This is a genomic window from Bradyrhizobium sp. 160 (assembly GCF_023073735.1).
Classification (GTDB): Bacteria; Pseudomonadota; Alphaproteobacteria; order Rhizobiales; family Xanthobacteraceae; genus Bradyrhizobium.
In genome coordinates, this window is sequence record NZ_JADPKD010000005.1 from 75,001 (window position 1) to 88,872 (window position 13,872).

General features: G+C 64.3%; 14 protein-coding genes (1 of these 14 only partly in view). 4 read left to right on the forward strand and 10 right to left on the reverse strand.

All coding sequences use genetic code 11. The features are described from left to right. Positions 1–269 carry the 3' portion of a hypothetical protein gene (locus IVA98_RS01355; RefSeq protein WP_247299105.1) on the forward strand. 322 nt of this gene lie to the left of the window's left edge, so the window shows 269 of its 591 coding nt (coding positions 323–591); its start codon lies off the left edge, out of view; it ends in the stop codon at positions 267–269. Between the two features lie 237 nt (positions 270–506). On the opposite strand, the gene IVA98_RS01360 is transcribed toward IVA98_RS01355, so the two are convergent. The 6 genes from IVA98_RS01360 to IVA98_RS01385 all read right to left on the reverse strand — a co-directional run bounded on the left by IVA98_RS01360 (position 507) and on the right by IVA98_RS01385 (position 7,258). Continuing rightward, positions 507–1,595 (reverse strand): TRAP transporter substrate-binding protein, encoded by a 1,089-nt coding sequence (locus IVA98_RS01360; protein WP_247299107.1) that lies wholly within the window; start codon positions 1,593–1,595, stop codon positions 507–509. Positions 1,596–1,773: 178 nt separating this feature from the next. Then, on the reverse strand, positions 1,774–3,087 hold the full coding sequence (locus tag IVA98_RS01365; protein ID WP_247336567.1) for an NAD(P)H-dependent oxidoreductase: 1,314 nt from the start codon (positions 3,085–3,087) through the stop codon (positions 1,774–1,776). Positions 3,088–3,245: 158 nt separating this feature from the next. Then, a complete protein-coding gene (locus IVA98_RS01370; protein ID WP_247336564.1) occupies positions 3,246–4,046 on the reverse strand; it encodes a phytanoyl-CoA dioxygenase family protein in 801 nt (266 codons plus the stop codon). A gap of 140 nt (positions 4,047–4,186) precedes the next feature. Beyond that, positions 4,187–4,864: a GntR family transcriptional regulator gene (locus IVA98_RS01375; protein ID WP_247299113.1), complete on the reverse strand. Its 678-nt coding sequence runs from the start codon at positions 4,862–4,864 to the stop codon at positions 4,187–4,189. Between the two features lie 195 nt (positions 4,865–5,059). Further along, positions 5,060–6,316, reverse strand: coding sequence for a M20/M25/M40 family metallo-hydrolase (locus IVA98_RS01380; protein ID WP_247299115.1), 1,257 nt, complete (start codon positions 6,314–6,316; stop codon positions 5,060–5,062). A gap of 84 nt (positions 6,317–6,400) precedes the next feature. Continuing rightward, the gene (locus IVA98_RS01385; protein WP_247299117.1) at positions 6,401–7,258 is read right to left on the reverse strand and encodes a sigma-70 family RNA polymerase sigma factor; all 858 of its coding nucleotides are present in this window, start codon (positions 7,256–7,258) and stop codon (positions 6,401–6,403) included. Between the two features lie 100 nt (positions 7,259–7,358). Between IVA98_RS01385 and IVA98_RS01390 the strand changes: the two genes are divergently transcribed. Continuing rightward, positions 7,359–7,814, forward strand: coding sequence for a carboxymuconolactone decarboxylase family protein (locus tag IVA98_RS01390; RefSeq protein ID WP_247299498.1), 456 nt, complete (start codon positions 7,359–7,361; stop codon positions 7,812–7,814). 53 nt (positions 7,815–7,867) lie between these two features. Here the strand turns inward: IVA98_RS01390 and IVA98_RS01395 are convergent, their stop codons facing one another. Both IVA98_RS01395 and IVA98_RS01400 read right to left on the reverse strand, forming a co-directional pair. Further along, positions 7,868–8,680, reverse strand: coding sequence for an alpha/beta fold hydrolase (locus IVA98_RS01395; protein ID WP_247299120.1), 813 nt, complete (start codon positions 8,678–8,680; stop codon positions 7,868–7,870). 2 nt (positions 8,681–8,682) lie between these two features. Continuing rightward, a complete protein-coding gene (locus IVA98_RS01400) occupies positions 8,683–9,501 on the reverse strand; it encodes an alpha/beta fold hydrolase (RefSeq protein WP_247299122.1) in 819 nt (272 codons plus the stop codon). Positions 9,502–9,637: 136 nt separating this feature from the next. Here IVA98_RS01400 and IVA98_RS01405 point away from each other — a divergent pair, with 136 nt between their 5' ends. Next, complete coding sequence (locus IVA98_RS01405; protein WP_247299123.1) at positions 9,638–10,180, forward strand: methylated-DNA--[protein]-cysteine S-methyltransferase; 543 nt, start codon at positions 9,638–9,640, stop codon at positions 10,178–10,180. 36 nt (positions 10,181–10,216) lie between these two features. Here IVA98_RS01405 and IVA98_RS01410 read toward each other — a convergent pair whose 3' ends face one another. Together IVA98_RS01410 and IVA98_RS01415 are read right to left on the reverse strand one after the other, a co-directional pair. Further along, positions 10,217–11,761: an acyl-CoA synthetase gene (locus IVA98_RS01410; protein ID WP_247299126.1), complete on the reverse strand. Its 1,545-nt coding sequence runs from the start codon at positions 11,759–11,761 to the stop codon at positions 10,217–10,219. Positions 11,762–11,881: 120 nt separating this feature from the next. Beyond that, a complete protein-coding gene (locus IVA98_RS01415) occupies positions 11,882–13,054 on the reverse strand; it encodes an acetyl-CoA C-acetyltransferase (RefSeq protein ID WP_247299128.1) in 1,173 nt (390 codons plus the stop codon). A gap of 152 nt (positions 13,055–13,206) precedes the next feature. On the opposite strand from IVA98_RS01415, the gene IVA98_RS01420 reads away from it, so the two are divergent. Continuing rightward, positions 13,207–13,866: a TetR family transcriptional regulator gene (locus tag IVA98_RS01420; protein ID WP_346657673.1), complete on the forward strand. Its 660-nt coding sequence runs from the start codon at positions 13,207–13,209 to the stop codon at positions 13,864–13,866. Positions 13,867–13,872 lie beyond the last annotated feature (6 nt).

Here is a 13,872-nt window from a genome sequence, read left to right on the forward strand (position 1 = left end):
ACAACGTCGTCGACAACATCAGCCTCGTGCTCGGCGGCTTCGATCCCGCGACCAAGAAATATGTCGGCACCGAAGCCGTGATCAAGGCCCAGATCGCGCAAGTGCAGGCGGACAAGAAGATGCCGGCCAAGGACAAGAAGGAAGCGATCGACGAGCTCAACGAAGCGCTGAAGACGCCGGCGCCGCAGATCGAGAACAAGGCTAACATCGAGCTCGTCGGCAAGTACTACGACAAGCTGGTCGCCGCGCTCGGTGACGACGAGAATTGAGCGAGTTCCTGCATCGTCCTGGCGAAAGCCCGACTCGTTACCGAAAAATCGTCGTCGGGCGAACTGGCAATCACGAGTCTCCGCAAATTTGCTTCTGCGGTCATGGGCCTGGATCGGCACTGCTATGCTCGCTTGTCGAGGACGACGGAATGACTGGTCGGGTCGATCGACAAACGCAAAAGCCCCGGAAAACATCTCCGGGGCTTTCGTCGTTTCGGCGTTTGCAGCGCGATGCAGCTACGTCCGCGTCCGCATCCGCATCATGAAGCTGTCGAAGCTGAGCTCGGCGACCTGCATCCAGGCCAGCGACTCGCTGCGATAGGCGGTGAGGCTCGCATACATCTTGCCGAAATGCGGATTGCTCTTGGCGAGGTCGGCGTAGACCTCCCCGGCCGCCGTATAACAGCTCTCGAGCACTTCTTGCGGGAACGGCTTGAGGATGGCGCCGGCAACGAGCAGCCGCTTGAGTGCTGGTGGGTTGACCGCATCGTACTTGCCGGTCACCCAGGTGAAGGTATCGAGCGATGCACTCGAAATGGCCGCCTGATAATGCTTGGGCAGCGCATTCCACTTCTCGAGATTCATGATGTTGTGGCCCTGGCCGGTGCCTTCCCACCAGCCCGGATAATAATAGTACTTCGCCACCTTGACGAAGCCGAGCTTCTCGTCGTCATAGGGGCCCACCCATTCGGCCGCGTCGATCGTGCCCTTTTCCAGCGCGGGGTAGATGTCGCCTGCCGCGATCTGCTGCGGGACACCACCGAGCTTCGAGATGATGGTGCCGGCAAACCCGCCGACGCGGAATTTCAGTCCCTTGAGATCATCGACGGTCTTGATCTCTTTGCGAAACCAGCCGCCCATCTGGGCGCCGGTCGAACCTGTGGGCACGCCGATCGCGTTATGCTCCTTCAAGAGATCGTTCAGCATCTCCTGGCCACCGTTCCACAATAGCCAAGAGATGTGCTGGCGCGTGTTGAGCCCGAATGGCAGCGATGTGCCGAAGGTGAAGGCGGGATTCTTGCCCCAGTAATAATACAGCGCGGTGTTGCCGATCTCGACCGTGCCGTTCGAGACCGCGTCGAGCACTTGCAGGCCCGGCACGATTTCGCCGGCGGCGAAGGGCTGGATCTGGAATTTGTTGTCGGTGATCTCGGCGACCCGCTTACAGAAATATTCGCAGCCGCCATACAGCGTATCCAGAGATTTCGGCCAACTCGCCGCCAGGCGCCATTTCACCTCGGGCATCGATTGCGCGACAGCTGGCGCCGCGACTGCGCTTGCGGCGAGGCCCAGCCCGCCCGCCGTCAGGAATTTACGACGTTCCATGCGTTTCCCTCCTGTGATGTCGAGTCCTCGACGAGGGGATTGCGATCTTGGCGTCGCTTTGTCTTCGCCGGCGGCCGACGTTCCTTGGCGTCCGAAATTCGAATTCCGGATCGTGATCAGGATGACGAAAGGGCCGCAGCAAAGCAAGCGCACTTTGGTTGCGCTGCCGGCGACGCCCTCAATGCTGCGCTGCGAACGCGTCCTCCATGGCCTTGCGCGCCTTCACTGTCTCGTTGCCTGCATCGAACTCGACGTCGCTCCAGCGCACCACCGCGCCATGCGCGACGTCATGTTTCAGTTTCACACGATGCGCGAGACCGATCGGCAGCGCGCCGGCCTTCAGGCTCGCGGCCGCCGGTACCAGCTTGCCCCACACCGTGTAGCCGCCTTCGCCATCCAGCATCTCGCCGGCGCGCAGATTGCGTTTGGCCACAGCCGCGACGTCGCCGCGGAAGCCTGTGGCCTGTCCGGTCGGCTCGCTCCGCAGCGCCGCCGACAGCACCGAGATGTTCAGTTCGAGGCCGATCAGATGATAGGGCTTGTACATCGCCGCATAGCGCCCGCTGGCGTCGGTCTTCAGGCCGTATTGCCTGAAGCAATCGGCAGCATAGTCGTTCGGTGCCTCCAGCACGACATAGACGCCCCAGCGGAGGTCGCGAAACACCGGTCGGCCATCGCGCTCGAGCGAGGACACCACTTCCACCACGCCCGCTCGCTCCAGCACGCCGCCGCGTGAGCGCGGCCGCATGATATGTGGCAGATCGTCGACGCCGCAGGGCGGAAACAGTAGGCCGTCCGCGGGCACGTCGAGGGCGCAGGCATTGGCGATCGCGGCCATCTCGATCGCCGATTTGGTGCCGTCGAGGAAAGAGTTGAACATCTGCGGATTCATGCCGGCCGCCTGCGCTTCGCCCGGGGTGAGGCCGTAATGCTGCCAGACGCCGTCAGGCGTCACGTCATGATAGGCCGGCAGATATTTTGTGCCCTTGCCGGCGGCAACGACGCGGAAGCCGGTGGCCCGCGCCCAATCCACCATCTCCGCCGTCAGTGCCGGCTGGTCGCCATAGGCGAGCGAATAGACGACGCCGGCTCTTCGCGCTTCCTCGGCGAGCAGGGGGCCCGCCAGCACGTCGGCTTCGACATTGACCATCACGATATGCTTGCCCGCCGCAATCGCAGCGCGCGCATGCGTAATGCCGGCGGCGGGATTTCCGGTCGCCTCCACCACCACGTCCATCGCACCGCCGGCAATAGCGCGCACACCGTCATCGGTGAAGGTGGTCGCGGCGATGCGCTCGGCGGTCCAACCGACGGTGCGGCACGCCTCGCGGGCGCGATCGCGATCGATGTCGACGATGATGGGCACCTCCAGCCCCGGCGTGTGCGGCACCTGCGCCAAAAACATCGAACCGAATTTGCCGGCGCCGATCAGCGCGACACGAACGGGCTTGCCGGCGGACGCGCGGGCCTGGAGGAGGCGGAAAAGGTTCATGGGGTATGTCCGTAGTGTTAAAACCAAAGCTCGTCATTCCGGGGCGCGACGAAGTCGCGAGCCCGGAATCCATCGGGTCGGGCCGCAGAGACCGCGGATAAATGGATTCTCAGGTGCGCAATTGCGCACCGTAGTTCGCGCTTCGCGCGCCCCGGAATTTACTCCGCTGCCTGCCGCGGCGCACGCGCAAGCCGCAGCAGCGCGTCGTCCTCCACCGTCTTGATCGGTGTGAAATCGCGATGCGCGATGTAGTCCGGCCGCGTCGGGGTGCGGATGTAGTTCGAGACCGCATTCAGCGTCAAATACACGATTTTGCGCGGGTAGGGCGTGATGTTGCCGGCCGAGCCGTGCACGAGATTGCCGTGAAACATCAGCATGCCGCCGGGTTTGCCCGTGGGCGCAACGATGCCGCCCTGCTTGACGAGGCGTGTCACGGTGTCCTCGTCCAGCGTCCACAGCGGATAGGAGGTGGTGGCGAGGTCATGCGAGGCTTCGAGGTCGCCGGCATTCTGGCTGCGCGGCACCAGCATCAGGGGGCCGTTGATCGGCATCACCTCGTCGAGGAAGATTGCGATGTTCATCGCGCGCGGCTCCGGCATGCCGTCGTCGCGCTTCCAGGTGCCGTAATCCTGGTGCCACTGCCAGACGTCGCCGGTGAAGGCCGATTTAGCGTTGATCTTGAACTGGTGCATGTAGACCGGCTCGCCGAAGAGCTGCTCGACCGGCTCGATCATGCGCGGATGGGCGCCCAGGATGCGGAAGGCCTCGTTGTAGAGATGCGCGGCAAAGGCGGTGCGCGGCGCACCGCTCTTCTCGCGCCAGACCTCCGGCCGGTTGGTGTCATAGATGCCGACCGCCTCTCGCGCGAGCAGATCGACCTCCTCCTGGCTGAACAATTCGGGCAGGAACAGCCAGCCCTCGCGGTGGAAGAACTCCAATTGCTCCTGAGACAGTTTCATGGGTGGTCCTCCTGTTGTTTATTGTTGTCATTCCGGGGCGGTCCGCAGGACCGAACCCGGAATCCATTCATCCACAATCTCTGCCGCTCGATGGATTCCGGGCTCACACTTCGCGTGCCCCGGAATGACGGCGTTTGTGGTTACGCCGCCACCTCCTCAGTCGCCCGCAATCTCTCCTCGGTCATCCGTCCCGCCGTCTGCGCATGGGCCAGCGCCGCGCGTTCGGCAGCGTTCGCATCGCCCGCGAGAATGTGCTTGGCGATATTGGCATGCTCCGCCCAGGCGCTGGCGCGATAATCGAGCTCGGACAGCACGGTCGCCATCGAGCGGCGCATGTGTGGCCATTGCGGCGCCATCGTCTCCTCGATCACGGGATTGCCAGCGAGCTGGTAGATCGCGCGATGAAAATCGACGTCGAGCCCGATGAGTTCGGCCAGCGTCGTGTTACGGTCGATGGGGCGTCCGGCGGCAAGCGCCGCCTCCAGCCGCGCGCGACCCGCCGCGTCTGTGCCTGCACGCTCGGCAGCAAGCCGGGCGGCGAGCGCATCGATGGCGCCACGCACCTCGTAAAGCTGGCGGATGCGTGAAGGGTCAAGCTGGGTGACCTCAAAGCCGCGCTTGCCGCTCTCGGCGACGAGGCCCTGCCGGTGCAACAAATGCAGCGCGTGCGACACCGGCTGGCGGGAGACGCCGAGCTTGTCGGCGAGCTCGTTCTGCCGGATGCGCTGGCCAGGGGGAAGGGTGCGGTCGGAGATCGCCTCCAGGATCCGGGCATAGACCTGGTCGATCAAGTTCGGGAGTGGGTCGAGAGGGATCACGCCGGCAGCTCCGCGGGACATGAAAACGGAATACGGAATTCCGTATTCGAAGCTACGCGGTACGGCTGAGGGCGTCAAGCGGTCCTGGAGGATGGCCGCGTCTCATTTGGAAACGCGCTAAGCTATTGATATTGCTAGCACCGCCTACTGTGCATGGGGTTGTTTTTCGAGAAAAGGATCCGGCCCGGCGCCGTCCTACTTCATCTTGCCCTGCTCGATCAGCATCCGGCTCATCAGATAGAGCCGCGGCACGATCGAGTTGATGTCGATGAACTCGTCGCGGGCATGATAGCCGAAGCCGGCGAGGCCGAAACTCTCGACCACGACCGCCTTGCCGCTGCGGTTGGCGTAGCCGGCATCGGTGGCGCCTCCCGTCATCTCGGTGATGTCGAGCTTGCGGTCGATCTCGGCATAGATCGCCTGTCCCACCTCGGCCAGCGCGCGGCCGCGACCGCTCGCGACGAAGGGCGGGCGGCCTGCTGTGATCGTCACCTTGGTTTCGGTGTCGGGCACGAGCTTCTCCTTCACCTTCTCGTCGAGCGCCGCCTTCAACTTGGCGATGCCATCGGGAATGGTGAGGCGGATGTCGGCGCCGGCCTCGGCCTTTTCCGGAATCTGGTTGCGTACGGTGCCGGCCTGCGCCGTGGTCCAGTTGAGCTGCGTGCCGGGGATCGACTTGGCGAGGTCTTTGGTTTGCAGCAATTGATGGGCGAGCTCGATCAGCGCGTTGCGGCCGAGATCGGGCGCAGCGCCGGCATGCGAAGCGCGTCCTTTCACCTCCATCTTCGCCGTCGCGGTGCCGCTCGCCCCCAACAGCAAGGAGTCGTTCTTTGCCGGAGGCGAAGCCGCCGTCGGCTCGCAGGAGAGCACGACGTCGTGCTGGTCGGCGAGCTCCGCGATCATCTCGCCCGACCCGATCGACCCCACCTCTTCATCTGGATTGAACGACACGGTGAGCCTGGCATAATCGTGCCAGCCGGCATCCTTCAGTATCTTGAGCGCATGCAGCACCACGGCGATGCCGCCCTTGTCGTCGGCGACGCCGGGGCCATAGATGCGGTTGCCGTCGACGCGGTACGGCTCGCTCGCGAGGACGCCGCGCTGATAGACCGTGTCCATATGCGCGATCAGCATCAGGTTTCGCGTGCCCGAGCCCTTGAACGTGGCGATCACCATATCGGCGCCGGTGCCGGCGGTCGTCTTGCGTCGCTCGGTGGTGGCGCCGAGCGCCTTCAGGCGCGCTTCGGTGAAGTCGGCCATCTTCTTCAAGCCTTCGGCGTCGCCGCTGCCGCTCTCGATCATCACCATGTCACGCAGCGTCTCGATCAGCGGCGCCTTCTCCTGCTCGGCCGCGGCTTTCAGCTTCTCGTCGGCGGCCGCGACCGCGCTCGTAGCGCTGGCGGTGAGACCGAGCAGCGACAGAGCAAGCAAGGGAGTGAGGCGGAATGTCATGAGGTGTCCTTTCCCGTATCGAGCGGCGGCACCGCGCGATGCGACGGAACCGTAACACCTGGGCAATCCAGATGCCACGTTTGGCTAGCGCTCAAGCACCTCCACATCGAGCGCCGCAATCCGCTCGGCATCGGCCAGCGCCTCGATTCCCGCGATCCGGTCGCCATTGAAGGTGACACGAAGTGCGATGCGCAGATGTCCGTCGAGGATGACGGCGACGCCGATCTCGCCGTCGACCAGTGCGGTCCGTGCGGCCTGGGCGCGGCCCTTGTAGAGCTGCGCCACCGCATCGGCGCCGCGAATCTCGGGCAGCGAGCCGAGCCGCACCGCGGCTTGGTCGGCGCGGAATACGACGTCGGGATCGAGCACGGTCAGCAGGCCCTCGAAATCGCCTTCGCGCGACGCCTTGAGGAAGGCATCGACGATTCCGCGCTGGTGCGACAGGTCGGTCTCGGGCACCGGTGCGCCCTGCACCCGCCGCCGGGCGCGGCTCGCGAGCTGCCGCGACGCCTCGACCGAGCGGCCGACGATCGGCGCGATTTCCTCGAAGGGCACGGCGAACATGTCATGCAGCACGAAGGCGAGGCGCTCCGCCGGCTGCAAGGTCTCCAGCACGACCAACAGGGCCGCGCCGACGGAATCGGCCATCTCCGCCTCGCGCTCGCGCGTCTCGTCGATGGGCTCGGGCACGTGCGGGCCCATCGGATCCTCGCGGCGCGATTTCCGTGCGCGCAGCATGTCGAGGCAGATCCGCGCGACCACCGTCGTGAGCCAGCCGCGCAGGTTCGCGACATCGGACATGTCGTAGCGGCTGACCCGCAGCCAAGCCTCCTGCACGGCATCGTCGACCTCAGCACGCGACCCCAGCATCCGGTAGGCCACGGCGCGCAAATGGTCCCGGTTGGCCTCGAACTGATGGCTAAGAAAATTTTGTTCGGTCATCGGTCACATTCCCTCATTGCGATCCGTCATGCCCATGACGAAGCCAATCCGGCCGATGTGACCGGAACGTTCGAAATTCAACAGACGGAGACGCAAGATGATGCACGCTCGCATGAATCACCCGGTAATGGTCCTGCCTGAGGCCATGAACCATCTTCAATCCATTGGCAACCTGACCAAGCAGGGTCTGCCGGAAAAGCTCCTCGAACTGGTGCACCTGCGGGCCAGCCAGATCAATGGCTGCAGCGTCTGCGTCGATATGCACCCGAAGCTCGCCCGTAAGCTCGGGGAGACCGACGAGCGCCTGTTCGCCGTGTCCGCCTGGCGCGAAGCGCCCTATTTCACCGAGGCCGAGCGCGCCGCGCTGGCGCTGACCGAGGCGGTCACGCGCCTTGCCGATCGCGAAGATCCGGTGCCTGATGCGATCTGGAACGAGGCCGCAAAGCACTTTGACGAACGCGAGCTCGCAACGCTGATCCTCGCGATCGCGACGATCAACGTCTGGAACCGGCTGAATGCGACGATCAAGATGCCGGTCGGCGTTTGGAAGGTGTGAGGCCTCTTCCTTCCCCTTTCCCCGGACGCAGGGGAGGGGCGAAGAGAGCGCTCCTACTCCGCCAGGAACCTGTTCACCGCCTCGCCGAACTCCAGCGGCGCCTGTTCGAACATCCAGTGGCCGGCGTTCGGAATAACCGCCGTCTTGCTGCCCGCGATGTGCTCGGCGAGCACGCGCCACGTCACCGACAGGCTTCCCGTCGTCGCGCCGCCGCCGATCAGCAGCGTCGGCGTCCTGATCGCCTGCGCATCGGCGAGCGTGTAGGGCTTGCGCTGCTCGTTGATCTGGCCGAGGAAAGTGATCGCGTTGTCGCGCAGTTGCTGCTTGGCCGCCGCCGGTACGCGCCGCCAGGAGCCGTCGCCTTCGATGCCGTCGTAAAAATTCTGCAGCGCGCCCTCGATGTCGCCGGCGCGGATCATCTCGACGGAGCGCGCCGTGCGGGCGGCGAGCGGCGGATGCGCGGGCGTGCCTTCGGGAACCGGCAGGCTGGCATCGAGATCGCCGCCCGGCTCGGCCAACACCAGTTTTCGCAACAGATCAGGCCGTGTCTGCGCTACGCGGAAGGCGATGTGACCGCCGCGCGAATGCCCCATCAGGTCGACCGGTGCGGGCCTGACCTGCTCGATGAGGGCGATCACGTCGAGGACGTGCTGGGCCATCTTGTAATCGTCGCCGACGGCATCCAAATGCTCGGGAAAGAAGTGGCGCAGGCTGACCGAGATCACGCGATGATGCCTCGACAGCGGTCCGAGCACCGAATACCAGGTGCGGAAATCCCCTAACGTGCCGTGCACGCAGACCAGCGGCGGACCGTCTCCGACTTCGAGATAGGCCATGTCGTAGCCGTTGACGCGAAATGTCTGCATGATCAGCTCGCCAGAAAATCCAGGACCACTTCGGAGTATTTTTGCGGCGCTTGCTCGAACATCGGGTGCGTCGCGTTCGGGATGATCGCTGTCTTCGAATAGGGCACATGCGCCGCGAGCGCATGCAGCACCTTCGGCAGCAGGCCCTTGGTCCGCGCGCCCAGGATGAACAGCGTCGGCATTTTGATGGACTCCGCATCCGCCTTCGAGAACGGCGGGCGGTTGTCGCGGACCTGACCGATCAGCGTCATGGCGTTGTCGCGCAGATTTTGCTTCACCGTCGCCGGCAGCCGCGGCCAGGTGCCGGGGCCCTCCAGCGCGTCGACGAAGACGGCGAGGCCGCCGTCGACGTCGCCGGTCGCGATCCTCGCGGCCGACGCCGTAAAGCGCGCCAGCAGCGGCGAGGGGCCGCCGACATAATCGGGATCGAGGCTCGCATCGAGCTCGCCGCCCGGCTCGGCGAGGATCAGTCGCCGCAGCAAATCCGGCCTCCGCTGCGCCACGCGGAAGCAGATGTGCCCGCCGCGGGAATGGCCCATCAGGTCGACTGGGCCGAGGTCGAGCTGCTCGATGAAGGCGATGACGTCATCAACATGCTGGGCGATCGAATAGGTGTCCCCGACGCCGTCCCACCGCGCCGGGTAGAAGTGCCTCAAGCTGACAGCGATCACCCGATGTCGCTGCGACAACGGGCCGAGCACGCAACCCCAGACGCGGAAGTCGTTCAGCGAGCCGTGCACGCAGACCAGCGGCGGGCCGCCCTTGGCTTCGCCCACGTCCAGATAGGGCATGTCGTATCCGTTGACGTGGAGGCTTTGCATTCTGGGCCCGCGCGAAGGAACAGGAACTCTGTGCAAGATTCCCCGGAAACCGGGTGGATCGCAACTATTTCCAAGCCTAAATTCGAACGGACAACACAATCGGGCATGCGACAAGGACGCAGCCAGGAACCAAGCCATGACTGACCAGCATTTTGCCCTGTTCGACACCAGGATCGGCCTGTGCGCCATCGCCTGGGGCCCGCGCGGCATCAATGGCACGCAACTGCCGATGGGCGGCGAGCAGAAGATCCGCACCCGTATTCATCAGCGTCATGCCGAGGCGACCGAAGGCGAGCCCACCGCCGAGGTGCAACACGCGATCGATCGCATCGTCAAACTGCTCGCCGGCGAACCCGATAATCTCACCGACATCCTGCTCGACCTCGACGGCGTACCCGAGTTCAACCGCGGCGTCTACGACATCGCCCGCACCATCCCGCCGGGCAAGACCATGACCTATGGCGACATCGCCAAGCGGCTTGGCGGCGTCGAACTGTCGCGCGACGTCGGCCAGGCGCTCGGCCGCAATCCGTGCCCGATCGTCGTGCCCTGCCATCGCGTGCTCGCGGCCGGCAACAAACCGGGCGGCTTCTCGGCGAATGGCGGCGTGGTGACGAAGCTGAAGATGCTCGAGATCGAAGGCGCGCTGGTGAACCACACGCCGAGTCTGTTTGATTGAGGAGGCTGCCACCCTCCCCTGGAGGGTGAGCGCGCCCTAAATCTTCGCGACCGTGTTCGGCCAATATTTGTCGCGCAAGTGCCGCTTCACCAGCTTGCCCGTCGGCGTGCGCGGCAGCTCGGCTTCGAAATCGATCGAGCGCGGGCACTTGATGGCGGAGAGGCGGCGCTTGCAATAGGCGATCAGGTCGGCTTCGAGTGCTTTGCCGGCACGGCTCATGTCGTGCGGCTGCACCACCGCCTTCACCTCTTCGCCCATCTCCTCGTTCGGCACGCCGAACACGGCGACGTCGGCGACCTCGGGGTGGGTGATGAGCACGTCCTCGGCCTCCTGCGGATAGATGTTCACGCCGCCGGAGATGATCATGTAGGATTTGCGGTCGGTGAGGTAGAGGAAGCCGTCCTTGTCGAGATAGCCGACGTCGCCGAGCGTCGACCAGCCCTTGGCGTTGTAGGCCTTCTTCGTCTTCTCGGGGTCGTTGTGATAGGTGAAGGCCGGCGCGTCGGCGAAATAGACCGTGCCGATCTCGCCCACCGGCTGCTCCTCGTCGTTCTCGTCCAGAATCTTGATCGTGCCGACCACAGCGCGGCCGACGCTGCCGCGGTGCTCCAGCCATTGGTGCGAAGTGCAGACGGTGACGCCGTTGCCTTCTGAGCCGGCGTAATACTCGATCAGGATCGGTCCCCACCATTCGATCATCTTGGCTTTGACATCGACAGGGCAGGGCGCGGCGGCGTGGATCGCGCCCTTGAGCGTGGAGACATCGTATTCGGTGCGCACCTCGTCCGGCAGCTTCAGCATGCGCACGAACATGGTCGGCACCAGCTGCGACTGCGTGACCTTGTATTTTTCGACCAGCTTCAAAAATTCCTCGGCGTCAAAATGCTCCATGATGATGGAGGTGCCGCCGAGCACGATCGCCATCATGTTGAAGCGCAACGGAGCCGCGTGATAGAGCGGCGCCGGCGAGAGATAAATGCTTTCGGCGTTCATGCCGCACATGTCGGCGCAGAGCACGCGCAGAAACGGATTCGGCTCGTCGATCGCTTTGCCTTCGAAGGCCTTCTTGACACCCTTGGGCCGCCCGGTGGTGCCGGACGAGTAGAGCATATCGTAGCCGGCGACCTCGTCTGCGATTGGCGCCGTCGGCTGCGCGGCGGCTTCCTTATCGTAGGAGCGGAAGCCCGGTGAGGGCTCGTCCATCATGTAGAAGATCGGCTCGCCGGCGGCGCCCCTGATCAGGCCCTTGATCTGGTCGGCGCATTTCGGCGTGGTGATGACGACCTTGGCGCCGCAATCGTTCACGATGTAGTCGATCTCGTCCTGCTTCAAATAGCGGCTGATCGCGGTGTAATAGAGCCCGCTGCGTTGTGCTGCCCAGCAGATCTCCATGAAGGCGAGCCGGTTCTCCATCAACAGCGCGATGTGGTCGCCGGCCTTCAAGCCAAGCGAGCGGAACAGATGCGCGCCCTGGTTCGAGAGCTCGTCGAGCTCGCGATAGGTGATCGCCTTGCCGGTGCCGGCCATCCGATAGGCGATCTTGTTCGGCGTGGTGCGGGCGTGGATGGAGGGGTGAGTCATGGGCGTTTCCTCAAAACGCGAATGGCGAGTAGCGAATGGCGAGTAGGGAAGAAGGGCAAACCGCTCTTCGCCTGATCACCATTCGCTACTCGCCACTCACTACTCGCTTTTGTTTTTTTCTTACAGTCGTTCGACGATCGTCACGTTGGCCATGCCGCCGCCCTCGCACATGGTCTGCAGGCCGTAGCGCTTGCCGCGCTGGTGCAGGGCGTGGACCAACGTGGTCATCAGCTTGGTGCCGGAGCCGCCGAGCGGATGGCCGAGCGCGATGGCGCCGCCGTTGACGTTGAGACGCTCCGGGTCGGCGCCGGTGGTCTTCAGCCACGCGGTCGGCACCGAGGCGAAGGCCTCGTTGACCTCGAACAGGTCAATGTCACCGATTTTCATGCCGGCCTTCTCCAGCGCGCGCTTGGTCGCGTGCAGCGGGGCGTCCAGCATGATGACGGGATCGCCGCCCGTCATGGTCATGTGATGAATGCGCGCGAGCGGCTTGACGCCGAGCTGCTTCAGGCCGCGCTCGTTCACCACCATGACGCCGGAAGCGCCGTCACAGATCTGGCTGGCGCTGGCCGCGGTGAGCTTGCCGTTCTCGGCGATCAGCTTGACGCCCTTGATGCCGTCGAGGCTGACGTCGAAGCGGATGCCCTCGTCGATCTGATGGGTGTCCTTGCTGCCGTCCGCACGGGTAATCTCGAGCGGCACGATCTCCTGCTTGAAATGGCCGGCTTGCGTCGCCGCGATCGCGCGCTGATGGCTGTTGTAGGAATATTCGTCGAGCTCATCCTTGGAGAGGCCGTACTTCTCCGCCATCATCTCCGCGCCGGTGAACTGGCTAAAGACGATGTTCGGATACTTCTTCTCGATGCCCGGACTCTTGTAATTGCCAAAACCGTTCTTGGCCGGGAGCTGTGACGACAGGCCCATTGGCACCCGCGTCATCGATTCCACGCCGGCCGCGATCACGACGTCCATCGCACCGGACATCACGGCTTGCGCGGCGAAGTGCAGCGCCTGCTGCGAGGAGCCGCACTGGCGGTCGATCGACGTGCCCGGCACGCTCTCCGGCAGTTTTGAGGCCATCACCGCGTTGCGCGCGACGTTGTTGGACTGCTCGCCGACCTGCATCACGCAGCCCATGATCACGTCCTCGACCTGGGCGGGATCGACCTTGGTGCGGTCGACCAGCTCGTCCAGCACCTTGGCGGCGAGATCGGCCGGATGCCAGCCGGCGAGGCGGCCCCCCTTGCGCCCGCCCGCGGTGCGCGCAGCGGCGACGATGTAAGCCTCGGCCATGTCGGTTTCTCCCTGAATTCTTGATTGGGGTTGGTTGTCGGGGAGGGATTTAAGGGGCGTGAGATCGTTTAGTCAATCGATCAATTAACTCTTGTGATGCGGCGCGGCTTGGGCTTATCTGCGCGCCTCACGAGGCATGTTCAGGGATCTCTGTGGCTACCAGCGTACCGACCAAGCTCCCCAGCGGGAAGAATTCCACGGCAGAGAAATTGCTCGTGGCCGCAAGCGAGCTGATGATCGAACGCTCCTCGATCGAGATCTCGCTCTCCGATATCGCGCAGAAGTCGGGCGCCAACGCCGCATTGGTCAAATATCACTTCGGCAACAAGGACGGCCTGCTGCTGGCATTGCTCGCGCGCGATGCTGCGACCGAGCTGTCCAATCTCGAATACCTGCTGGCGCAGCCCATCACGCCGACGGCGAAGCTGAAACTGCACATCGGCGGTATCATCCGCGCCTATTACCGGTTCCCTTACATGAACCGGCTGATCCACTATCTGCTGCACGAGACCAGCGCGAGCTCCGCCGACGAAGTCTCGAAATTCTTCGTTGCGCCGCTGCTCGACTTTCACCGCCGCCTGCTCGCCGAGGGCGAGCGAAGCGGCGAATTCCGCGCCACCGATCCGGTGCTGTTCTACACCAGCCTGATCGGCGCCTGCGACCATCTGTTCTTCGGCCGGCACGCGATGTCTCGCGCGACCGGGGTCGGCCCGGTCACCGACGAAGTCTGCCGGCAATACATCAAGCACATGGAAACGCTGATCTGCGGCGGCATCCTCGCGCAAGCCGAGGAAGCTGTCGCGGCCGGATGATCCGGC

Coding starts and splice junctions, on each gene's coding strand:
- IVA98_RS01365 (WP_247336567.1), bottom strand. CDS start 3,087: ATGAACCTTTTCCGCCTCCTCCAGGCCCGCGCGTCCGCCGGCAAGCCC.
- IVA98_RS01415 (WP_247299128.1), bottom strand. CDS start 13,054: ATGGCCGAGGCTTACATCGTCGCCGCTGCGCGCACCGCGGGCGGGCGC.
- IVA98_RS01370 (WP_247336564.1), bottom strand. CDS start 4,046: ATGAAACTGTCTCAGGAGCAATTGGAGTTCTTCCACCGCGAGGGCTGG.
- IVA98_RS01405 (WP_247299123.1), top strand. CDS start 9,638: ATGACTGACCAGCATTTTGCCCTGTTCGACACCAGGATCGGCCTGTGC.
- IVA98_RS01380 (WP_247299115.1), bottom strand. CDS start 6,316: ATGACATTCCGCCTCACTCCCTTGCTTGCTCTGTCGCTGCTCGGTCTC.
- IVA98_RS01395 (WP_247299120.1), bottom strand. CDS start 8,680: ATGCAGACATTTCGCGTCAACGGCTACGACATGGCCTATCTCGAAGTC.
- IVA98_RS01360 (WP_247299107.1), bottom strand. CDS start 1,595: ATGGAACGTCGTAAATTCCTGACGGCGGGCGGGCTGGGCCTCGCCGCA.
- IVA98_RS01400 (WP_247299122.1), bottom strand. CDS start 9,501: ATGCAAAGCCTCCACGTCAACGGATACGACATGCCCTATCTGGACGTG.
- IVA98_RS01410 (WP_247299126.1), bottom strand. CDS start 11,761: ATGACTCACCCCTCCATCCACGCCCGCACCACGCCGAACAAGATCGCC.
- IVA98_RS01385 (WP_247299117.1), bottom strand. CDS start 7,258: ATGACCGAACAAAATTTTCTTAGCCATCAGTTCGAGGCCAACCGGGAC.
- IVA98_RS01390 (WP_247299498.1), top strand. CDS start 7,359: ATGCACGCTCGCATGAATCACCCGGTAATGGTCCTGCCTGAGGCCATG.